Consider the following 20,984-nt stretch of genomic DNA (forward strand, 5'->3'; position numbering starts at 1 on the left):
AACTTCATAGTCAGGTGGCATTAGCGAAGAGGTCACACCCGTTCCCATCCCGAACACGGCAGTTAAGCTCTTCAGCGCCGATGGTAGTTGGGGGTTTCCCCCTGTGAGAGCAGGACGCCGCCTGGCAAAACGAAAAGCGAAAGTGATCATTTAAACTTAGTTGACATAAGAAGAATCGTTAAAGAGGTATTTTTGTCACATAGATCAAGAGTTTGATTTGATTATTTTAGCTGGTCAAATTATTCCGCAGTAGCTCAGTGGTAGAGCAATCGGCTGTTAACCGATCGGTCGCAAGTTCGAGTCTTGCCTGCGGAGCCATTGCTTTGCTTCCATAGCTCAGCAGGTAGAGTGCTTCCATGGTAAGGAAGAGGTCACCGGTTCGATCCCGGTTGGAAGCTTATCACATTCAAGCCGGTTTAATTTTATAACGGCCCCTTGGTCAAGCGGTTAAGACACCGCCCTTTCACGGCGGTAACACGGGTTCGAATCCCGTAGGGGTCACCATTTGGAGGATTAGCTCAGCTGGGAGAGCATCTGCCTTACAAGCAGAGGGTCGGCGGTTCGATCCCGTCATCCTCCACCATTTATTCTTTTAATGATGCCGGTGTAGCTCAACTGGTAGAGCAACTGACTTGTAATCAGTAGGTTGGGGGTTCAAGTCCTCTTGCCGGCACCATCTTTTTTAGGTAAACGAATATATAGCGGAGGGGTAGCGAAGTGGCTAAACGCGGCGGACTGTAAATCCGCTCCTTCGGGTTCGGCAGTTCGAATCTGCCCCCCTCCACCATTTTGCTAAAGGAACATATTCATAATGTTCTTTTTCTCATTTTAGGTTATACTAATGACAAATATTATTGGGCTATAGCCAAGCGGTAAGGCAACGGACTTTGACTCCGTCACGCGCTGGTTCGAATCCAGCTAGCCCAGCCATTTTGAGCCATTAGCTCAGTTGGTAGAGCATCTGACTTTTAATCAGAGGGTCGAAGGTTCGAATCCTTCATGGCTCACTCCGAAAAAAAGCTGACAACAAAACCTATTTTTGGTTTTGTTGTCAGCTTTTTTACTTTCAAAAGAAGGGTGATAAGGTTATGTACTCTAAACGGAAAGTATGTATCATTGGTGTTCCAATGGATTTGGGTCAGACAAGACGTGGTGTTGACATGGGTCCAAGTGCGATCCGCTACGCAGGGCTAAGAGAGAAACTAGAAGAGTTGAATTTTGATGTGAAGGATCGTGGAAATATTTATGTCAGCCACTATCATGAACTAGAAGAGTCGTTAAAAAATTTGACTGCTGTTACGGAAGTAAGCAAAGCACTGGCAATTATGGTTGATGATGTAATTCAGAATGGTTTTTTTCCGCTTGTGCTTGGTGGTGATCATAGTATAGCGATTGGCACCATTGCGGGTGTCACTGAACATTATCAAAATACAGGTGTAATCTGGTATGATGCACATGGAGATTTAAATACGCCTAAGACATCACCGAGTGGGAACATACATGGTATGCCACTTGCCGTCAGTATGGGTCTTGGGCATGAACAACTGACTACTATTTATGAAAGAATACCAAAAATTAAAGCAGAGAACATTGTAATTATTGGTGCCCGTTCATTAGATAAAGGGGAAAAAGAATTAATTAAAGAAAAAAATATTAAAGTATATACGATGCATGAAGTGGATCGTCTTGGTATGGCGGGGGTGATTACAGAAACAATTGATTATTTGAAAGAACGTGTGGATGGGATTCATTTATCGCTTGATTTGGATAGCCTTGATCCTATAGATGCGCCAGGTGTCGGAACTCCTGTTGTCGGCGGTCTTACCTATCGTGAAAGCCATTTGGCGATGGAAATGCTTGCTGAAAGCGGTCTAATAGTGTCCGCAGAATTTGTTGAAGTTAATCCTATTTTAGATGAGAAAAATAAAACGGCTGAAGCAGCAGTTGCATTGATAGGTTCGTTATTTGGTGAAAAACTGTTATAATAAATATAAAATGGAAGCAGCGTCAGTATGGTGTTTGCTTCCATTTTATTTGATTTGTTGATATTCGTTGAGTAGCTGGTCAAGCTTTTTACTTAATTCCACTACAATAATATTAGAAAGTGATGTCTTCATAGCAAGTGAAATCATTTCGTATCGGCAGTTTTCAATTTCGTTCTGAAGGTGTATTAATTGCATATGTTGATACCCCCCTTGTACATAAAGACTTACATATATAATCATAACTCTTTTCAAATAAATGTAAACAATTAATTATCGTTTTTTATTACTTTGTTGAAACTTTTGTGTAACGCATCCGTATAGACATATACCGCCAGGGCGGAGGGAGAAAAAATGGATTTAATGGTACAGAGACGAATTAAACAAGTATTAAAAGGTGATCAAAATGCATTTGGTGAAATTGTCGAACTATACAAAGACAAAGTGTACCAGATTTGTTTTCGTATGCTTTGGGATCGGCATGAAGCAGAGGATGCAGCTCAGGAAACGTTTTTAAAGGCGTTTTTAAATATACACACATATAATCAGGATAAAAAGTTTTCAACGTGGCTGTACCGCATTGCAACGAATTTATGCATTGATAAAATCCGCAAAAAGAAACCGGATTATCATCTTGATGCAGAAATTGCGGGAACAGATGGATTAAATATGTACTCTCACCTTTCATCCGGTGATCAGCTTCCTGAAGAGGAAGTGGAAAGTTTGGAAGTACAGGAAACGATTCATCAAGCCATTTTGCTTCTCCCGGAAAAATATCGTTCGGTTATCGTATTGAAATATATAGAGGAATTACCGCTTCAGGAGATCGCGGATATACTGGAGCTTCCGCTCGGAACAGTTAAAACACGTGTACACAGGGGCAGAGAAGCATTGCGAAAGCATTTGCGTCATTTGTAATGAAAGGGTGTGATGAACGATGACATCTTGTCCGAAACAGATTGTTCATTATATGCATGAGTATCTGGATGGGGAAATTGAAAATGATGCGAAAGAGGAGCTAAAGTTTCACATTGAAACGTGTGAAGACTGCAAGCGTCATTATCTTGAATTGAAAAAAACGATTACACTTGTTCAAAGTTCATCTCATATAGCAGCACCGGCTGGTTTTACGGCCAGAGTAATGGCATTGCTTCCGAGAGAGACGAAGAAAATCGGTGTCGAACGATGGCTTAGAAATCACCCATTTTTTACAGCGGCTGCTTTATTTCTCCTGCTGATGGGCGGTGGATTTTTCTCAATGCTTGAGCAGGCGGATAATCACTTTGCTTTTACAAAAAACAGTGAACTAAAGGTAGAGAACGAAACGGTTATTGTCCCGGCTGGTGCAGTAATTGAAGAGGATATTGTTGTGAAAAATGGGGATATTCGAATTGAAGGCGAAGTTGACGGGAATGTGACGGTCATTAACGGGGAGCGATATATGGCAGCGGCTGGAAGTGTAACTGGTGAAATTGAGGAGATTGACCGTGTGTTCGGCCGTCTCTGGTTTGAAATAAAATCGTTGCTTAAATAAAAGAAGCAGCTGGCAAACATCTGCTTCTTTTCACCTCATATGTTATAATAGACAGGTTAAAGAAGAAAGCGATTTTCTTCACGGCTCCGTAATTCCAACCTGGAGGATGAAGTATGCCGTTTATCACTTATTTTGAAGATTTTACATTTATTGATTATTTCTCGAATGCAATTGATATATTACTTGTATGGTATGTTGTTTATAAATTACTGATGGTGATCAGAGGGACGAAAGCTGTTCAGTTATTAAAAGGAATTTTTGTGATCATCATCGTGCGAGCGGTTAGTGGACTATTTGGTCTTAGTACGCTCAGTTGGATTATGGAGCAGGCGCTCACATGGGGTTTTCTTGCGGTCATTATCATTTTCCAGCCAGAAGTACGGCGTGCGCTTGAACAGCTGGGACGCGGCCGAATTTTTTCCCGGAGTGCGATTCAGGAAGATGAAGAGCAGAGGAAAATTATTGAAGCACTTCTCAAATCGGTTCGCTACATGAGCAAACGGCGGATTGGCGCACTGATCTCAATTGAAAAAGAGACAGGCATGAATGATTATATCGAGACAGGAATTCCGATGCAATCTGTCATTACATCGGAGTTATTAATTAATATTTTTATTCCGAATACACCACTTCATGATGGTGCCGTTATTATTCAAAAAGATCAAATCGCCGCAGCGGCTTGTTATTTGCCGTTGTCGGAAAATCCGTTCATTTCAAAAGAACTCGGGACGCGTCATAGAGCAGCACTTGGCATTAGTGAAGTGACGGACAGTTTAACAATTATTGTGTCAGAAGAAACGGGTGCAATTTCTGTGACGAGAAATGGCGATCTATACCGTAATTTGACAGAAGAGGAATTTGAAGACATTTTGGAACACCAATTGTTATCGGGTATTGAAAAAAGTGAAACTTCTAACCGCTGGACGTGGAAGGGGCGGAGAAGCAATGGATAAATTTATTGAAAGTAAATGGTTTGTTCGCGTTGTAGCCTTTTTACTGGCCTTTTTACTATATGCAACCTTGAATTTTGACGATTTTGAGCTGGCACAACGTGTAGATAATTCCGGACAGGAAACATCAGAGGTGTTGACGAATGTACCCGTACAAGCCTATTATGATACAGAAAATTTATATGTTTCTGGTCTACCTGAACAGGTACGTGTCGAATTGTCGGGACCAAAGAGTTTAATTGAATCAGCAAAGCGTCTACGTGATTTTAGATTGTATGTTGATATGACGGGTCTGGAACTAGGCACTCACCGTGTTGCGGTCAAATATGAAAATTTTTCTGATAAGCTGAAGGTATCTATTCAACCGGCTGCTGTGGAAGTGTCGATCGAAGAGAGAGTGACTGAGACGTATTCTGTTAAACCAGAATTTAATGATTCAGCCCTGGCGGAAGGCTATCAAGTTGATACAGTGACGGCCGCCCCTCAGGAAGTGAAAGTAACCGGTTCACAGTCGGATATTGAGAAAATTGCTTTTGTAAAAGCGGCATTGATAAGTGGACAGCAGATTGATGAAGAAACAACGGCGACTGCCAATGTGCAGGTGCTTGATGGCGACTTAAATAAACTTGATGTGAAAGTTGAACCAGAGACCGTTCAGATGTCAATCTCCGTTAAAAATCCAAGCAAAAAGGTGGAGATCAAAGCCGTTCCAAAAGGAGAACCGCCGACTGGAATAAAAATTGTATCACTCGAACCAGATATTGAGGAAGTTACTGTTTATGGAAAAGAAGTGGTGCTGGAAGAACTAGTAGAGCTCAAAATACCTGTTGATGTAAGCGGCGTAACAAAAGATACAACCATGACGGTGCCTATTGCACTTGGAAACGGAATTAATTTTACGTCACCGCAAGTAGTAAAAGTGAAAGTAACAGTGGAAAAAACAACTGCAGAATAATGACTGAGCAGTTTCATTAAAGGAGAGAAAACAATAGATGGGTAAGTATTTTGGTACAGATGGTGTCAGAGGCATAGCGAATACAGAATTGACACCGGAACTTGCATTTAAACTGGGCCGTTTTGGTGGATATGTGTTAACGAAAAATACGGATCGTCGTCCGAAAGTATTAATCGGGCGCGATACGCGTATTTCTGGACCGATGCTTGAAGGTGCGCTTGTTGCGGGTCTTCTATCAATAGGCGCTGAAGTGATGCGCCTCGGTGTTATTACGACACCGGGTGTGGCGTATTTGACGAAAGCGATGGATGCACAAGCTGGTGTCATGATTTCAGCATCTCACAACCCTGTTCAGGATAATGGAATTAAGTTTTTTGGCTCTGACGGTTTTAAACTATCTGACGAGCAGGAAGTGGAAATTGAAGCGCTTCTTGATCAAGAAGAAGATACATTGCCGCGTCCTTCTGGCAGTGATCTAGGGTCTTTGAATGATTATCTTGAAGGTGGCCAAAAGTATATTCAATATTTAAAACAGTCTGTTGATGAAGATTTCGAAGGCATTCATGTAGCGCTTGACTGTGCACACGGTGCCGCATCTGCACTTGCCACACATTTGTTTGCTGATCTTGAAGCGGATATTTCAACAATGGGTGCATCGCCAAACGGCTTAAATATTAACGATGGTGTCGGTTCCACACATCCGGAGAAACTGGTGCAGTTTGTGAAAGAAAAAGAAGCTCATTTAGGTCTTGCATTTGATGGCGATGGCGATCGTTTAATTGCTGTTGATGAAAAAGGGAATATTGTTGATGGCGATCAAATTATGTTTATTTGCGCGCGTTATTTTAAAGAGCAGGGTATGCTAACAAATGATACGATTGTATCGACAGTGATGAGTAACCTTGGATTTTATAAAGGGCTTGAAGAAATAGGCATTAAAAGCGAGCAGACAGCTGTTGGTGATCGTTACGTTGTTGAAGCGATGAAAAAATACAATTATAATCTTGGCGGTGAACAATCCGGCCACATTATTTTCCTTGATTACAATACAACAGGTGATGGCTTACTTAGCGGTCTTCAGCTTGTGAATATTATGAAGATGACAAAAAAATCATTGTCAGAACTGGCTGCAGACATGAAGAAGTTTCCGCAGACGCTCGTAAACATCCGTGTAACGGATAAACATCATGTGACAGATAATGAAAAAGTGAAAGCTGAGATTGAAAAAGTAGAAACAGAAATGGCTGGAAATGGCCGTGTACTTGTACGTCCATCCGGTACAGAACCGCTTGTACGCGTCATGGTCGAAGCCGCAACAGAAGAGCAATGCCGTTCATATACAGAACGCATTGCCACAATTGTAGAAGAAGAATTGGGTCTTTAAATTAAATAAATATGAGGGGGAAGACTAGGCAGTCAGTGACAACTGAATGCCTAGTCTTCCTTTTTTATACTTAATAAGCTAAAGCCCATATTCTTGCATAACAGGCCGAACTCTCTACAAATCTCTATTTTTTTACTATAGTTCCTTTTACCTCACTGAATGAAGTTTCACTTTATAATGACGGTTCCGTTTTTCTTTTCACTTGCATCTATTAGTAGTATACATGCTGCTGTCGGCTAGGCACTTCGGTTTATCTTGTTAAATATATTAAGTGCAGTTGGTCAGCAGCGAGCTTTTTATTTTTTGCAGGTATGATTGCGGGAAGAAGCAGATTGAATGATATGTTTATTACGTATCATTCGCTGTGGCTAGTCTTGTTGTCCTATTTAAAACAGGGGAACTAGGTTATTTATTGACGAGAGGAATAAAAAAAGGTATGATTACTGTGTTTTACAACAAAAGGAAAGGAGCAGAGCAGGGTTTACTAGTTTGACTCAAAGCGCCTGAACTGAGCGGGACGACAATACGCTTAGTTGACGAGGAGGAGGTTTATCGATGATTCGGCGGATGCCTCCCGGTTGCGGTACACAACTGTCATGTTCCTCCTTAAAGCAGCGGGGTAACCCGGATGTACAAAGGGAGTGGACGTGTACCATATAAAACAACAGAGGCGCGGCAGGCAATGTGCTTGACCAGTGCTTTTTGCCGACGCCTCCAATCAGGAGGAAAATATATATGTGCGGAATCGTTGGATATATTGGAAGCAAAGATACGAAAGAAATTTTATTGAAAGGGCTTGAGAAGCTCGAATACCGTGGTTATGATTCTGCAGGTATTGCTGTGCGCAACGAAGAGGGTGTGCACATTTTCAAAGAAAAAGGTCGTATCGCTGATTTGCGTGCAGTTGTTGACGAAGAGGTTCAATCAAGCGTAGGAATTGGACATACTCGTTGGGCGACACACGGCGCACCAAGCCTTTACAACGCGCATCCACATCAAAATGAAGACAGACGTTTTACACTTGTTCATAACGGTGTAATTGAAAATGACGAGCATCTGAAACGCGAATATTTACTTGATGTGTCGCTTCAAAGCGATACGGATACAGAAGTAATTGTGCAGTTGATCGGTTTATTTGCAAAAGAAGGAATGACGACGGAAGAGGCATTCGGCAAAACATTGTCTCTTTTAAAAGGCTCATATGCGCTTGCGCTTCTCGATAAAGAAGATGACAGCACAATTTATGTAGCGAAAAACAAAAGTCCGCTTCTTGTCGGTCTTGGCGAAAACTATAACGTTGTCGCATCTGATGCAATGGCGATGCTTCAAGTAACGGATCAATTTGTTGAATTGATGGATAAAGAAATGGTGTTAGTAACGAGTGATAGCGTCACAATTAAAAATACAAACGGCGAAATCATTGAACGTGCCTCTTATACAGCAGAACTGGATGCCGGTGATATTGAAAAAGGTACCTATCCGCATTATATGTTAAAAGAAGTTGATGAGCAGCCGTTCGTCATTCGTAAAATTCTGCAATCGTATCAAAATGAAAAAGGCGAACTGACAATTGAAGCGAACATTTTGAACGCATTAAACGAAGCAGACCGTCTGTACATCGTTGCGTGTGGCACGAGTTATCATGCTGGTCTTGTTGGAAAGCAATATATAGAACAACTGGCGAACATTCCAGTAGAAGTGCATGTCGCAAGCGAATTTGTCTACAACATGCCGCTATTATCAAAAAAACCGCTCTTTATCTTCATTTCGCAAAGTGGCGAAACAGCAGACAGCCGTGCTGTTTTAGTAAAAGTAAAAGAACTAGGCTACAGAGCATTAACGATTACAAACGTAGCCGGTTCTACAATGTCACGTGAAGCGGATTACACATTGCTTCTTCATGCCGGTCCGGAAATTGCGGTTGCCTCAACGAAAGCTTACACAGCTCAAATTGCTGTTCTGTCTATTCTAGCAGCCAATGTGGCTAAATCCGCAGGCATCGACATGGGCTTTGACCTTGTACACGAGCTCGGTATTGCCGCAAATGCAATAGAGGTTCTTTGCGATGGCAAAGAAGAATTTGAACAAATTGCACGCGACTATTTGTCAACAACGCGCAACTGCTTCTTCATTGGCCGTTCCATCGATTATTATGCCGTTCTTGAAGGTGCGCTGAAGTTAAAAGAAATTTCATACATTCAAGCAGAAGGGTTTGCCGGTGGAGAATTGAAACACGGTACAATCGCACTAATTGAAGACGGTACACCGGTGATTGCTCTTGCCACGCAGGCAGCTGTGAACTTGAACATCCGTGGTAACGTGAAGGAAGTCGCAGCCCGTGGCGCCAACACATGTGTTATCTCAATGCAAGGCCTTGATCAAGAAGGAGACCGCTTCGTGCTGCCAGCTGTACACGAACTGCTCGCACCACTCGTAGCCGTAATCCCATTCCAGCTCATCGCCTATTACGCAGCACTGCACCGTGACTGCGATGTAGACAAACCGCGTAACCTGGCCAAATCAGTAACAGTTGAATAATAAAAAAGCAGTCGATTGTATAGATTGTAAATTTAAAATAAAGTTGCACCGTTTGTAAAAAAGTCAAACCGTTTTACCCCTTTAGATATGATGGTCTAAAGGGGTGTTTTTTATGAACAAAAGAAAAAGAACATCTGATGTTGATAATTTGAAAAAAAGTTTGAAAAAAAATTCTATTATCAACATTTATAGATCTTTCACAATCAGGTGCAATTGTGGAAGAATAATTAGTTTTTAAACGACATTACTGTTGTTTGGTGGGAAATGAGTGTAGAATGAAGAAAATTAAACAACTTTTTTAGCACCGTTCCAATTATGAACGGTGTTATGTGTATTTGGAGTATTAAAATTAAATTACTTTTTTGTATGTGAACATTAGTGGTTAGAACATAATGAGGAAATGGGAGATAATTAATGACTGAAGCAAAAAAATTTCCACTTATATCAGGTAATCTTTCTCTTGATTTAGTGAACACGGAACTAGTAAGACGTGGCCAACGTCAGAATTTATTGCTCTCGAAAGGGGATGTGCTGGACTGGCTTCATGTAATAAAAGAGGAAAACTCATTTTGGGACGATCAGCTATTCTTAAAGGTTAAAGAGAGGGCCGGACAGGTATTATTATGTATTCTAGAAATGCGTGCTGTTTTAAGAGACCATTTTGAATTAATAGCAGATGGACAGCCAATTCCAGCTGAATTTATCGCTTTTTTAGAAAAAAAAATCGAAAAAGCACCGTTCACTTATAAATTAATGAATCAAAAACTGATTCCTATACCCGTTGGAGAAGTAGAAGATATCCTTCTATCATTTATTGCTTATGACGCATTAACTTTAATTGGAGAAAATAAGCTGGTCTCCCTCAAGCGATGCTCGAATCCGGATTGCGTACTTTTATTTATTGATGAGAGTGGAAGACGAAAGTGGTGTTCAATGAAAATATGCGGAAACAGAAAAAAGGTAGCCCGATTTCAACAGCGGAATTCTGATGATGAATGAAGAACCAACTTATTTCAAAGAGTTGGTTCTTTTATTATGTAATTTCAAACTAACCATTTAAATTTATATTTACAGGTTAATTAAATTCATGTAAAGTGAAATGTAATAAAAGGAGGAGGAATAATGGACCGCACAGCAATAGCAAAGCAAGAAGAACCACATTTATTTCATGTACGTTATTTATCTAAAATGAAGGGAAAAGGGAGAAGTCCATTACAGGTAAATGTAAAGGACGCGATAACCGGGCTAATCGGTGGATTTTTAAGCATTTTCGCTTTAGTTCTTTTAACAAACATGACATCAGCCGAATGGTTAATGGCTCCATTTGGTGCAAGCTGTGTACTGGCATTTGGTGTTTGGAACGCACCATTATCACAGCCGCGGAATATTATTGGTGGCCACTTTGTTTCAACATTCGTTGGTATAGCTACCTATCATGTTTTTGGTGATGAGCCTTGGGCAATTGGTTTAGCTGTTGGCTTAGCGATTGCAGTTATGATGATGACAAAAACGACGCACCCACCAGCAGGAGCAGATCCACTCGTTGTGATGCTGGGCGGGTACAGTTGGAGTTATTTAATTACGCCTGTTTTAATCGGCTCTTTGATAATTGTTTTCTTTGCACTGATGATCAATAATTTGCGCAGCAACCGAGAATATCCAACTTTTTGGATATGATAATGAATATTTAGGAGGAAAAAGGATGGAAAACTACATCTTCAAACAATTAAGATTTGTTCGGGACAATACGATTGGTCACGTGTCAGAAATGAATGATGAGACATCGCTTTTCATACCAGAAGGATTCAACAACAATATTAAATGGAATATAGGACATATATATGTTGTGCAAGAAAAGTTTTCCTTTCATTTTATTGGAGAAAAAATGATAATGCCGGATCATTTTGCGGAATTATTCAGTCCTGGCACTAAGCCAGTCGATTGGGGAGAACGGATGTTACCAACGATTCATGAATTAATCCAATTGCTTGAAAATCAAGTCAATAGGATTGAGCAAGCATTAGAATTTCGGATGAAAGAAGCGATAGAGCAGCCGTACACAACGTCCACAGGTCTTACTTTATCAACAGTAGAAGAATTTCTTAGCTTTTGTTTATACCATGAAGGAATGCACTTTGATGCGATTAAATCTATCAAACGAATGATTGGAAGTTAGAGAAAGAATGAAGTAATTTAGAGAGAACTAAAAAAGATTAGCGTAAAAGTCTCATTGATAAATATGCAGTCTCTGAGGCACAACCAAGTCAAATGTTTTTAGAAACGATAGAGGGTGTGTGGAAAGAAGAAAATCCACAACCAGTATTAAAAAATATTGCTTTACAAACATGAGAAAGGTCCACTAATGACTACTGTTTAGATGGATCATGTAAATTATAATTAAAAATTTGACTGCTAACAGTCAATGAATTGAAGTTAACTGCATCCTATTTTCATCATGCCCGTCTCAATTCCCTTCACAATGGGTATAACACTATAATGATCAGTGCATTGAGGAGGGAAATATGATGAAATGGCAGGGGAGAAGAGGAAGTTCAAATGTTGAAGACCGCCGGGGGATGAGTGGAAAAGCGGTTCTCGGTGGCGGAATTGGCGGGGTAGGATTAATTATTGTGATTGTTTTTACGCTGTTGGGCGGCAATCCCGGCGAATTGCTGGGCGGTCTTTCCGGTACGGACAGTGGTGCACCTTATGAAGAAACCGATCAGGAGCGGGAACTCGCCCAGTTTGTGTCGGTTGTCTTAGCCGATACAGAAGATGTGTGGACAGAGATTTTTCGTGAAGAAGGAATGCAGTACAAAGAGCCGACATTGGTGCTTTATTCTGGTAGTGTCCAGTCTGCATGCGGGGCAGCTGGTTCATCGGTGGGCCCGTTTTATTGTCCTGGTGACCAGAAGCTATATATCGATTTAAGTTTTTATCAAGAATTACAAAATAATTTTAAGGCACCTGGCGATTTTGCAATGGCGTATGTTATTGCCCATGAAGTCGGTCATCATGTGCAGACGTTGTTAGGAACTTCTCAGAAGGTTAACGCTCTTCGTGGAAAAGTGAGTCAGGAAGAGTACAACCAGAACTCCGTGAAATTGGAACTGCAGGCCGATTATTATGCGGGCGTGTGGGCACACCATGCGGAAGGGATGAATGTGCTTGAAGAAGGGGATCTTGAAGAAGCGCTGACGGCAGCAAGTGCTGTCGGGGATGATACGATTCAAAAGCGAGCGCAGGGATATGTCGTGCCGGAAAGCTTTACTCATGGGACGTCTGAACAGCGGCAACACTGGTTTTACAGGGGATTCCAATCAGGCAATCTGCAAAATGGCAATACATTTAATGCGGGGGATTTATAATGAAAGAGTTGTCTCAAAGCGAGATGTTTTTTGATGAGTAGAAGAACTAAACCTTTCAGATCCTGCTGCTTTTCCCCTTCACTCCATACATTGTAGTATAATCAAATGGATAAAATGATGAGTTGGAGGAGAATAAAATGGAAAAGTTACAGTCATTGGAGCAATTTGAAAAACTGAAAAAGAATGAGCGTGTTGTCTTTATGTTTTCTGCAGACTGGTGCCCGGACTGCCGTGTCATTGAGCCGATTTTACCTAGTATTGAAGCAGATTATCCGGAATATCAATTTATCTATGTGGATCGTGATGGGTTCATCGATTTGTGCGGCGAACTGAGTATTTTCGGCATTCCGAGTTTTGTGGCGTTTCATGAAGGAGAAGAAGCTGGCCGCTTTGTCAGCAAAGACCGGAAAACGAAAGAAGAAATTGAAGCGTTTTTGAACAGTTTGTCTGCTTAAGTGTTTTTGTTAAAGGGATATCTTTAATCAGAAGTTTCTTTATGTAGATTTAGCTTGTCATCTGTCCAATAGGAATTGTCGTTAGTCCGATAATAATGAATGATTACGGCCAAATTGATTTCAGTCAACATTAACTGTCTGGCCTTTTTTGTGAGGCCAGACAGTCAAATTGCTTATTTAAAGATTTTATACCCCAAATTTATTCAATGGGCGTCAGGAAATACTCTTTGAACGGCGTCAGTAAATTCTTCAAACAATCCTTCTACGGGCTGTCCTTGATTAATTTTTTCGCCGTAATCTTTCATCTGCTTTACAAAATCAGGGTTTGCTGATACATAAACTTTTTGAATTTCTGTATCTTCCGCTTTTACTTCATTTGCAATTTTGTCCTCAAGATCCTTTGTCACTTCGTCATTGTTTTGATCTGTCAATACGACGGCAGCATAGGCCGTCTCATCTGCGACGATAACAGAAGCAGTATCTATTTCGTCTAATTTAACAATACGGTCCGCAGCCTTATCAGCTACTTCAAAACGTGTTTCATTATCACCATGATTTGTTTCATCATGAACTGCTGACTCATCTTCATTCATCTGTTTATCCGCAACGTTTTCTACATTCGTATTATCGGGGTCATTTACTGCTTTGTCATCATTATTATTACATCCGGTTAATACAAGAATGAGTAGAAAAGCAGCTAGAAATAGATGGATCTTTTTCATGGATAATCCTCCTTTAAAATGGTCATCGGGATTAGAATAACCAAGTTCTATTTTTTTTATTATAAGTATCTTTTTGTCAGACAATAGCCTTAACATGTGGCGAAAGCCAAATTGAAGCGGCTCATTGTGCAAGCAGACTAATTTAATATGCGACCACTAAACCCCTATAGACATAATGTAAAATAAACAGATCCATAAGGAAGGCGATAGGATGATTCCTACTAATGGGGGAAAATTGAACAGGTGCAACGACAAAATGAACAGATGCAGCAGCAAATCAAGCTTTTACAAAAACAGTTAGATCATAAGTCTCTCTAACATATGTGGCTATGCTTTGCTATGAAATAAGTAGTGTTGCATAAATCAGTCATTAGTATAAGCTCAAAAAAATCCTTTGTAATGGAGAGACAGATGGTTCCTGTCTAACTCCATTACAAAGGATTACTTTACGTTATAAAATTAATAATGATCAAAAAGTATAAAGTAAGGGCTATTAAGAGACATTTATCTGTGATTGCTTCCTGAGAGAGAAAGCTGTTCTTTTCTTTTGATGTAATCTTAAAAATAGATTATTAGAGATTAAAGAAACGATAATTAAAATGGTCCCAATCATATCAAAAGAAGTTATTTTATAACCTTGTACGATCGAAATAATGAGCGTAGTGACTGGAACAAAGTTAATAAAAAGGATTCCATTCAAAGGTGAAAGGATACCGATTCCAACGTTCCATCCAAGTAAAGCGATGAGACCTGGAAAAATAATCATAAATAATAAGTCTGGACTTACTATTTTTATAGTTTCAACAGTTGGTACAGGAATATGGCCTAAAAAAGTAGCCGCTAAAACGATAGCTAAAGCTGTTGCTGTTCCTAGTAAACAGCTTAATGTTGAATATCGCAGTGCTGACCAATCGCCAAACTGATTTCCACCGATCGTATAAACAACCCAGCCAACGACGGCAATGAATATGAACAATGCAGGGATGAAATCACTTGTTGCGGTCACGAACGTTTGAATATCTCCTTTCGTAATGACGAGAGAAACACCGATGAAAGCAACAAAAACGCATAATAGTGTGAATACATGGGGTTGATTTCTTTTAAAGATCCAAAGTAAAACAATCGATATCATCGGCATTAATGATTCCATAATGGATGCAAGCATTACACCCGATTCACCCAATAAATCTTGACCCCAAAAGATAAGTAAATTATAAACGGCAAAGGCCATTGATCCAAAGAACCATAAAGGCAGTCCCCTTCCTTCTAATCGAAATGCTTGTATTCCCTCTTTCCACAAAAGAATAGCGATTAAGAGGACCGTTACAGATCCGTAACGAATAATCGTAAAATAGAACGGATCAATATATTGGAACGCATGATTGGCTACTGGAAACATAGCCCCCCATGAAATGCTGGCAACTAAACATAATAAAGCCCCTATTACTACATTGTTTTTCAAAAAAATCTCCACCTTCATTCATGATCAACATTCATTAAACTACAAAAATCGACATCATGTAAAACGAGTAATAATGATGTTTGGAATCAATTTTAGTGATATCATAGAAACAGCAATGAGAAGGGGATGGGGAAATGGAGTTTAAAGATTTGCAAGTATTCCAAATGGTCGCAAAAAAGGGGACGATGACAGGAGCAGCGAAAGAGCTCAATTACGTACAATCCAACGTTACATCCAGAATTCAAAAGCTCGAAGCTGAACTGAATACCCCACTGTTTAACCGTCATAATCGTGGAATGATTTTAACACCTGAAGGAAAAAAACTATTATTATACAGTGAAAAAATACTGTCTTTAGCAAATGAAGCGAAAAAAATCATCCAGGATTCGGAAGAACCTTCTGGTAAATTAGAGATTGGTTCTGTTGAAACGGTCATTAAACTACCGATTATTTTATCTGCCTATAATAAAAAATATACACATGTTGATCTATCACTCGTTACAGGCGTCACTGAGCAATTGCAAGAGGAAGTGCTGAATTGTCGACTAGATGGGGCTTTTGTGACGGAAGCAGGTCGCCATCCAGATCTGGTTCATCATAGTGTTTTTCAAGAAGAACTTGTTTTAATATCGGACCTGACACCAACATCATTCGAACAGTTAAAAAGCAAACCATTTTTATGCTTTAGTAGAGGATGCGGCTACCGGGCAAAACTGGAAGAATGGTTCAAAGATGAAAAAATAACGCCCAAAAAAATCATGGAATTCGGAACATTAGAAACGATTTTAGGTAGTGTTGTCGCAGGTCTCGGCATCACATTTGTTCCTAAATCATCTGTTTCTTATTTAGAAGAAAGAGGACTCATTCAATGTCACTCTATCCCCGAAAAATATAGTAAAATCAACACAATTTTTATTAGACGTGCGGATACGTACTTAACATCAACCGTTGAAAAATTTATTGAAACGATTGATTTTTGTAAAGAAGAAACGGATTATCCTTTGTCTTTTGTTTGAGTTAGCATTTTTCAAAAAAATAGAAGGAGATTGGTAATGTTTAAAATATTTATTATTGAAGACGACCAACAACTCGTCCATTTACTTGTCGATCATTTACACAAATTTGGCTATGATGCAAAACCCGTCAACAATTTCGAGAAAGTACGCACTCAATTTGAACAATATAGCCCACATCTCGTGTTATTAGATGTCAACTTACCAAAATTTGATGGGTATTATTGGTGTCGTCAAATTCGGACTATATCCACTTGTCCCATTCTATTCATATCGGCACGGGACAGTAAAATGGATCAAGTGATGGCGCTTGAAAATGGGGCTGATGATTACATAACGAAACCATTCGATTACGAAATTGTTGTAGCGAAAATTAATAGCCATCTTCGTCGTGCGTATGGTACTTATGCTAGTTCACATAATGAGCGGGCTATAACGATTGCCGGATTAACACTTGATGTGGAACGGTTAATTCTTTCTTTACACGATAAAACGATTGAACTGAGTCACACAGAAGCAAAAATTTTAGATGAATTAATGAAAAAGTCCGAACGAGTCGTCAGCCGCGATCGACTGTTAGAAAAAATATGGGATGACCAAGCGTTCGTTGATGACAATACGCTTAACGTGTACGTAACACGCGTACGAAAAAAATTAGCTTTATTACATATTAGTGATGCACTTCAAACGATTCGAGGTCAAGGGTATCGGCTCGTTCCAAACTGGGGGGATGAGATATGAAACTTTTCTTTCGGGAACAGCTACCGCTTATTTTCATTTACTTTTTTCAATTATTCGTCATCTCATTCATTTATTGGCTTGATGGATACCGTGATGTGAAAATGACTTTATATGCGTCTTTATTAAGCAGTGTCCTGCTGATTGGCTATCTCGCCTTTCGCTATATGACGAATCGGTCCTTTTATCATCGATTAGAAAAACCGATCATTTCTATGGAGGACTTTACGAACGAAGCGCAGCAAACACCATTAGCTGACGGTTTACAGCAACTTTTAATCAGCCAATTTCGCCACTATCGAACGGACATACACAATTATAAGCATAAATTAAACGGCCATATTCAATTTATCAATCAATGGGTTCACCAGATGAAGACACCTTTATCTGTCATTCATTTAATGATCCAAGACGAGGATGAACCTCGCTTCATAGCGATTGGCGATGAACTTGATCGTTTAAAAAAAGGATTGGAAATGGTTCTATATACGGCACGTCTTGATACGTTTGAACAAGACTTTTACGTGGAGACTATTCATTTAGAAACCGTTATCCGGTCCGTCACCTCCAATCAAAAACGATTATTTATTCGCAAACGTGTTTTTCCATCCATTCAAATCGATGGAAATTTGATGATTACTTCGGATGAAAAATGGCTGTCATTTCTGTTGACCCAAATTATTACAAATGCTGTCCGTTATACAATCGAGGAAAATCGAAAAATATACTTTCATAGCTACAAGCATGGAGCGGACACAATAGTAGAAATTCAAGATGAAGGCGTTGGAATTCCAAGAAGTGACTTGCCACGTGTCTTTGATCCTTATTTTACGGGCGAAAATGGCCGTAACTTTCAAGAATCAACCGGCATGGGTTTATATCTTGTGAAACAAATTTGTGAAAAGCTTGGTCATCGTATCGAAATTGAATCTACTGTTCATCAAGGGACGACTGTTCGTATCATCTTCTAGCAACCAAACTTAAAAACATTTCATCTTCATTCTCCCGCAACGATCCGTTAAACTAAAGCCTTCACTTCCACCATTTAATCCTCTTTTGCCTTCGTCTACCTTACAAATGTGTAAGCTAACTGTAAGATTATTAAATAGTCGAATGGGCCAAATTCTAGATAAAATAAAGAGACAATTTGAACAGGGAGTGAAGTGAATGTCGATTTTAGATGTGAAACATATAGAAAAAATCTATGAAGGAAAAGTTGCGCATAAAGCGTTAGACAATATAAATTTTTCGATAGAGAAAGGCGAGTTTGTTGGGATTATGGGTCCTTCAGGGAGTGGGAAAACGACCCTCCTAAACTTAATTGCAACGATTGATCGGCCAACATCTGGTGAAATATTTATTAATGGAAAAAATCCACATGTGTTAAATCGAAAAGAAACAGCGTTATTTAGGAGACATGAGCTTGGCTTCGTCTTTCAACATTTTAATTTGCTCGATACACTTACAGTTGAAGAAAACATCGTCCTGCCGCTCACACTTGATGGTGAAAGTGTTCGTGAGATGGACAAAAAGCTCCGCGAGGTGACGGGAAAACTAGGAATCGATCAAATTTTGAAAAAACGAACGTATGAAATCTCTGGAGGACAAATGCAGCGAACAGCGATCGCTCGTTCGATCATACATAGACCATCCCTTATTTTAGCCGATGAACCGACTGGCAACTTAGATTCAAAATCTTCGAGAGACGTGATGGAAACATTGACATCTATTAATAAAGAAGATGGTGCAACGGCTTTAATGGTTACGCACGATGCGGTCGCTGCAAGCTATTGCCATCGCGTCATTTTTATAAAAGATGGACAACTCTATAATGAAATCTATCGCGGTGATAACCGTCAGGCATTTTTCCAAAAGATTATTGATATGCTCGCTTTGTTAGGAGGGGACAGCCATGACCTTTCCACAGTTCGTCTTTAGAAATGTAGTCCGTAACAAACGGACCTATGCAGCCTATTTTTTAAGCAGTGCTTTTTCAGTCTTGATTTTCTTTGTATATGCGCTTTTTATTTTTCATCCGGATATTCAAAAAGGTGTGACCGCAATACTTGCTGTTCAATTAATGACAGCGGCTGAAGTCATTATGTATCTCTTTTCTTTCTTGTTTGTACTCTATTCTGTCAGCACTTTTTTAAAGTCACGGAAACGTGAATTCGGCATTTTAATGATGCATGGCATGACGAGAAGTCAACTAAATCGCATGGTCTTTTTAGAAAATATGCTGATTGGTGTAGGGGCCATTTTGACAGGTATTGTTATAGGAATCTTGACAGGAAAACTATTTTTAATGGTTGGTTCAAACATGGTTGGTATTGAGTCATTGCCATTTTATTTATCAGTAAGAGCGCTAGTACTTACGATTGGTGCTTTTTTGTTCCTTTTCTTTTGTATATCGTTATTCACTACCATCCTCGTGCGAACAAATAAGTTAATCGATTTATTTCAAGCAGGAGAAAAACCGAAAAAAGAACCGAAAGTATCGGTCTTCTTATCGCTTGTTTCAGCCATTTTGCTTTTAGCAAGCTATTATTTAGCCGCAACCGCAACGATGCAATCATTGATGTTCCGTATGTTGCCGGTGATTAGTATGACGATTGTCGGAACGTATTTCTTCTACACGCAGCTATCGGTTTTTATTGTGAAAATGCTTCAAAAAAACCGATCACTGTTTTGGAAAAAAACGAATATGATTACAATTTCAAGTTTAGCGTACCGTTTAAAAGATAATGCACGGATGTTTTTCATGGTAACGATTGTTTCCACAGTGGCTTTTTGTGCAGTTGGCACACTCGCTTCCATGAATGTCATGACCAAGCAATTTGAAGTAGACTATCCTGCGGCAATTAGCTATATTGCGAAAGATGACCAAGCGAATCACCAACAAAATTTACAACAAATTGAAACAGAATTACATGAGAATAATGTAGATTATTCTACGATTCAAGTTCCAATTAAATACGTAGATATCGCTTCGTCAACCGCTTCTTATCCATCTGAAAAACTGCTGATTGTTTCTTTTTCAGACTATAAGAAAATGTCCAACCAAGCAGGCTTTGATGTGACAGAGAAGCCACTTGTTAGAAATGAAACGCTGGCCATGCTAACATCGCACTTTGAGTACTTTAAACCGACTACTTATACATTAAAACAGAAAGGCATAATGCTCTATCATAATAAGTCTTCGGAGCATGTAGTCTTTCCATTTCAGCTCATACTAGAGGAAGGACTTGTCGTTAGTGATGAACTATTTGAAAAGCTTTCAACAGAAAACATAGAAATATACACTGGCTTTTATGCGAAAGAAATTGAGAAGACGGCTGGCATGGCAGAAAATCTAGTCGAAGATGGCAGAGCGTTTCCATCTAGTGATAGTTCCTATGCTATGACGGTAAGCGGAACGTTATATGATAATCAAATGAGTATGTTTAAAATGATGTTATTTGTTGCGTTACTGATTGGCGCTGTCTTTTTCATTGCAGCCGGCAGTTTCTTATACTTCAGACTTTATGCGGACTTGGATTACGATCGACGTCAATATTTAACGATTACGAAAGTTGGCTTAACCGATCAGGAATTGAACAAAATCGTTACCCGCCAGCTTGCTTTACTTTTCTTTGTTCCGATTGCAGTAGCTTTCGTTCATAGTGCTTTTGCCTTTATGGCGTTGCAGAGCTTTTTTGCTCTATCAATTGCAACAGAGGTGATCATTGTTCTTGCCAGTTTTCTCATTGCTCAATTCATTTATTTCTTCTTCATTCGTTATCGTTATTTACGCAACTTGAAGAAGTCACTAATTTAATAAAGGGGAACAATAAAAGTATAAGGATATCGATACAATTTTAAATGAAGAAGGCTGAATTTTGGT

The 20,984-nt window shown here is 39.6% G+C and carries 20 protein-coding genes, 8 tRNA genes and 1 rRNA gene; 26 read left to right on the forward strand and 3 right to left on the reverse strand.

From position 1 onward, the window contains the following. Positions 1-10 precede the first annotated feature (10 nt). The 10 genes from rrf (at position 11) to rocF (ending at position 1,985) form a co-directional block, all read left to right on the forward strand. Positions 11-126: ribosomal RNA gene (gene rrf, locus A3M5_RS0118090) — 5S ribosomal RNA — on the forward strand. Between the two features lie 117 nt (positions 127-243). Continuing rightward, positions 244-318: transfer RNA gene (locus A3M5_RS0118095), tRNA-Asn, on the forward strand. 7 nt (positions 319-325) lie between these two features. Beyond that, positions 326-398: transfer RNA gene (locus tag A3M5_RS0118100), tRNA-Thr, on the forward strand. Between the two features lie 31 nt (positions 399-429). Beyond that, positions 430-504: transfer RNA gene (locus A3M5_RS0118105), tRNA-Glu, on the forward strand. A gap of 3 nt (positions 505-507) precedes the next feature. After that, positions 508-583 (forward strand) — tRNA-Val (locus tag A3M5_RS0118110). A 17-nt stretch (positions 584-600) separates the two neighbouring features. Then, positions 601-676, forward strand: a tRNA-Thr gene (locus A3M5_RS0118115). A 27-nt stretch (positions 677-703) separates the two neighbouring features. Further along, positions 704-787, forward strand: a tRNA-Tyr gene (locus A3M5_RS0118120). 68 nt (positions 788-855) lie between these two features. Continuing rightward, positions 856-930 (forward strand) — tRNA-Gln (locus A3M5_RS0118125). A gap of 4 nt (positions 931-934) precedes the next feature. Then, positions 935-1,007 (forward strand) — tRNA-Lys (locus A3M5_RS0118130). 81 nt (positions 1,008-1,088) lie between these two features. Continuing rightward, on the forward strand, positions 1,089-1,985 hold the full coding sequence (rocF, locus tag A3M5_RS0118135) for an arginase (protein WP_018395192.1): 897 nt from the start codon (positions 1,089-1,091) through the stop codon (positions 1,983-1,985). A 45-nt stretch (positions 1,986-2,030) separates the two neighbouring features. Here rocF and A3M5_RS24920 read toward each other — a convergent pair whose 3' ends face one another. Further along, positions 2,031-2,180 carry an aspartyl-phosphate phosphatase Spo0E family protein gene (locus A3M5_RS24920; protein ID WP_018395193.1) on the reverse strand — a complete coding sequence of 50 codons (150 nt, stop codon included), beginning with the start codon at positions 2,178-2,180 and terminating at the stop codon, positions 2,031-2,033. A gap of 156 nt (positions 2,181-2,336) precedes the next feature. Here A3M5_RS24920 and sigW point away from each other — a divergent pair, with 156 nt between their 5' ends. From sigW to A3M5_RS0118195, 11 genes are all read left to right on the forward strand, one after another. Next, complete coding sequence (gene sigW, locus A3M5_RS0118145; protein ID WP_018395194.1) at positions 2,337-2,900, forward strand: RNA polymerase sigma factor SigW; 564 nt, start codon at positions 2,337-2,339, stop codon at positions 2,898-2,900. A gap of 19 nt (positions 2,901-2,919) precedes the next feature. Next, positions 2,920-3,516, forward strand: coding sequence for an anti-sigma factor family protein (locus tag A3M5_RS0118150; protein WP_018395195.1), 597 nt, complete (start codon positions 2,920-2,922; stop codon positions 3,514-3,516). A gap of 113 nt (positions 3,517-3,629) precedes the next feature. Then, positions 3,630-4,469, forward strand: a complete 840-nt coding sequence (cdaA, locus tag A3M5_RS0118155; RefSeq protein ID WP_018395196.1) for a diadenylate cyclase CdaA — start codon at positions 3,630-3,632, stop codon at positions 4,467-4,469. Then, positions 4,462-5,421: a CdaR family protein gene (locus A3M5_RS23280; RefSeq protein ID WP_018395197.1), complete on the forward strand. Its 960-nt coding sequence runs from the start codon at positions 4,462-4,464 to the stop codon at positions 5,419-5,421. The genes cdaA and A3M5_RS23280 overlap by 8 nt, the downstream gene beginning before the upstream one ends. A gap of 37 nt (positions 5,422-5,458) precedes the next feature. Then, on the forward strand, positions 5,459-6,805 hold the full coding sequence (gene glmM / locus A3M5_RS0118165) for a phosphoglucosamine mutase (protein WP_018395198.1): 1,347 nt from the start codon (positions 5,459-5,461) through the stop codon (positions 6,803-6,805). 735 nt (positions 6,806-7,540) lie between these two features. Further along, on the forward strand, positions 7,541-9,343 hold the full coding sequence (glmS, locus tag A3M5_RS0118170; protein WP_018395199.1) for a glutamine--fructose-6-phosphate transaminase (isomerizing): 1,803 nt from the start codon (positions 7,541-7,543) through the stop codon (positions 9,341-9,343). Positions 9,344-9,757: 414 nt separating this feature from the next. Next, positions 9,758-10,342: a CGNR zinc finger domain-containing protein gene (locus tag A3M5_RS0118175; protein WP_018395200.1), complete on the forward strand. Its 585-nt coding sequence runs from the start codon at positions 9,758-9,760 to the stop codon at positions 10,340-10,342. Between the two features lie 123 nt (positions 10,343-10,465). After that, a complete protein-coding gene (locus tag A3M5_RS0118180) occupies positions 10,466-11,020 on the forward strand; it encodes an HPP family protein (protein ID WP_018395201.1) in 555 nt (184 codons plus the stop codon). Between the two features lie 25 nt (positions 11,021-11,045). Further along, positions 11,046-11,519, forward strand: a complete 474-nt coding sequence (locus tag A3M5_RS0118185; protein ID WP_018395202.1) for a DinB family protein — start codon at positions 11,046-11,048, stop codon at positions 11,517-11,519. 349 nt (positions 11,520-11,868) lie between these two features. Beyond that, the gene (ypfJ, locus tag A3M5_RS0118190) at positions 11,869-12,711 is read left to right on the forward strand and encodes a KPN_02809 family neutral zinc metallopeptidase (RefSeq protein ID WP_018395203.1); all 843 of its coding nucleotides are present in this window, start codon (positions 11,869-11,871) and stop codon (positions 12,709-12,711) included. A 137-nt stretch (positions 12,712-12,848) separates the two neighbouring features. After that, complete coding sequence (locus A3M5_RS0118195) at positions 12,849-13,166, forward strand: thioredoxin family protein (RefSeq protein WP_018395204.1); 318 nt, start codon at positions 12,849-12,851, stop codon at positions 13,164-13,166. 203 nt (positions 13,167-13,369) lie between these two features. Here A3M5_RS0118195 and A3M5_RS0118200 read toward each other — a convergent pair whose 3' ends face one another. Further along, positions 13,370-13,888 carry a YhcN/YlaJ family sporulation lipoprotein gene (locus A3M5_RS0118200; RefSeq protein WP_018395205.1) on the reverse strand — a complete coding sequence of 173 codons (519 nt, stop codon included), beginning with the start codon at positions 13,886-13,888 and terminating at the stop codon, positions 13,370-13,372. A gap of 493 nt (positions 13,889-14,381) precedes the next feature. Further along, positions 14,382-15,350, reverse strand: coding sequence for a DMT family transporter (locus A3M5_RS0118205; RefSeq protein WP_018395206.1), 969 nt, complete (start codon positions 15,348-15,350; stop codon positions 14,382-14,384). Between the two features lie 134 nt (positions 15,351-15,484). Between A3M5_RS0118205 and A3M5_RS0118210 the strand changes: the two genes are divergently transcribed. From A3M5_RS0118210 to A3M5_RS0118230, 5 genes are all read left to right on the forward strand, one after another. Further along, positions 15,485-16,366: a LysR family transcriptional regulator gene (locus tag A3M5_RS0118210; protein ID WP_018395207.1), complete on the forward strand. Its 882-nt coding sequence runs from the start codon at positions 15,485-15,487 to the stop codon at positions 16,364-16,366. Positions 16,367-16,402: 36 nt separating this feature from the next. Beyond that, positions 16,403-17,104 carry a response regulator transcription factor gene (locus tag A3M5_RS0118215; protein WP_018395208.1) on the forward strand — a complete coding sequence of 234 codons (702 nt, stop codon included), beginning with the start codon at positions 16,403-16,405 and terminating at the stop codon, positions 17,102-17,104. Further along, complete coding sequence (locus A3M5_RS0118220) at positions 17,101-18,072, forward strand: sensor histidine kinase (protein WP_018395209.1); 972 nt, start codon at positions 17,101-17,103, stop codon at positions 18,070-18,072. Before A3M5_RS0118215 ends, A3M5_RS0118220 begins: the two co-directional genes overlap by 4 nt. Before the next feature lie 196 nt (positions 18,073-18,268). Beyond that, entirely contained in the window at positions 18,269-19,039 is a 771-nt protein-coding gene (locus tag A3M5_RS0118225) for an ABC transporter ATP-binding protein (RefSeq protein WP_018395210.1), read from the forward strand. Continuing rightward, the gene (locus tag A3M5_RS0118230; RefSeq protein WP_018395211.1) at positions 19,014-20,918 is read left to right on the forward strand and encodes an FtsX-like permease family protein; all 1,905 of its coding nucleotides are present in this window, start codon (positions 19,014-19,016) and stop codon (positions 20,916-20,918) included. The genes A3M5_RS0118225 and A3M5_RS0118230 overlap by 26 nt, the downstream gene beginning before the upstream one ends. Positions 20,919-20,984 lie beyond the last annotated feature (66 nt).

Origin of the sequence: Bacillus sp. 37MA (assembly GCF_000372765.1) — a bacterium.
GTDB classification, from domain to species: Bacteria; Bacillota; Bacilli; order Bacillales; family Domibacillaceae; genus Domibacillus; species Domibacillus aminovorans.

Bases quoted from the DNA above. Each gene is read 5' to 3' on its own strand.
- rocF (WP_018395192.1), top strand. From the start codon at position 1,089: ATGTACTCTAAACGGAAAGTATGTATCATTGGTGTTCCAATGGATTTG.
- A3M5_RS24920 (WP_018395193.1), bottom strand. From the start codon at position 2,180: ATGCAATTAATACACCTTCAGAACGAAATTGAAAACTGCCGATACGAA.
- sigW (WP_018395194.1), top strand. From the start codon at position 2,337: ATGGATTTAATGGTACAGAGACGAATTAAACAAGTATTAAAAGGTGAT.
- A3M5_RS0118150 (WP_018395195.1), top strand. From the start codon at position 2,920: ATGACATCTTGTCCGAAACAGATTGTTCATTATATGCATGAGTATCTG.
- cdaA (WP_018395196.1), top strand. From the start codon at position 3,630: ATGCCGTTTATCACTTATTTTGAAGATTTTACATTTATTGATTATTTC.
- A3M5_RS23280 (WP_018395197.1), top strand. From the start codon at position 4,462: ATGGATAAATTTATTGAAAGTAAATGGTTTGTTCGCGTTGTAGCCTTT.
- glmM (WP_018395198.1), top strand. From the start codon at position 5,459: ATGGGTAAGTATTTTGGTACAGATGGTGTCAGAGGCATAGCGAATACA.
- glmS (WP_018395199.1), top strand. From the start codon at position 7,541: ATGTGCGGAATCGTTGGATATATTGGAAGCAAAGATACGAAAGAAATT.
- A3M5_RS0118175 (WP_018395200.1), top strand. From the start codon at position 9,758: ATGACTGAAGCAAAAAAATTTCCACTTATATCAGGTAATCTTTCTCTT.
- A3M5_RS0118180 (WP_018395201.1), top strand. From the start codon at position 10,466: ATGGACCGCACAGCAATAGCAAAGCAAGAAGAACCACATTTATTTCAT.
- A3M5_RS0118185 (WP_018395202.1), top strand. From the start codon at position 11,046: ATGGAAAACTACATCTTCAAACAATTAAGATTTGTTCGGGACAATACG.
- ypfJ (WP_018395203.1), top strand. From the start codon at position 11,869: ATGAAATGGCAGGGGAGAAGAGGAAGTTCAAATGTTGAAGACCGCCGG.
- A3M5_RS0118195 (WP_018395204.1), top strand. From the start codon at position 12,849: ATGGAAAAGTTACAGTCATTGGAGCAATTTGAAAAACTGAAAAAGAAT.
- A3M5_RS0118200 (WP_018395205.1), bottom strand. From the start codon at position 13,888: ATGAAAAAGATCCATCTATTTCTAGCTGCTTTTCTACTCATTCTTGTA.
- A3M5_RS0118210 (WP_018395207.1), top strand. From the start codon at position 15,485: ATGGAGTTTAAAGATTTGCAAGTATTCCAAATGGTCGCAAAAAAGGGG.
- A3M5_RS0118215 (WP_018395208.1), top strand. From the start codon at position 16,403: ATGTTTAAAATATTTATTATTGAAGACGACCAACAACTCGTCCATTTA.
- A3M5_RS0118220 (WP_018395209.1), top strand. From the start codon at position 17,101: ATGAAACTTTTCTTTCGGGAACAGCTACCGCTTATTTTCATTTACTTT.
- A3M5_RS0118225 (WP_018395210.1), top strand. From the start codon at position 18,269: ATGTCGATTTTAGATGTGAAACATATAGAAAAAATCTATGAAGGAAAA.
- A3M5_RS0118230 (WP_018395211.1), top strand. From the start codon at position 19,014: ATGACCTTTCCACAGTTCGTCTTTAGAAATGTAGTCCGTAACAAACGG.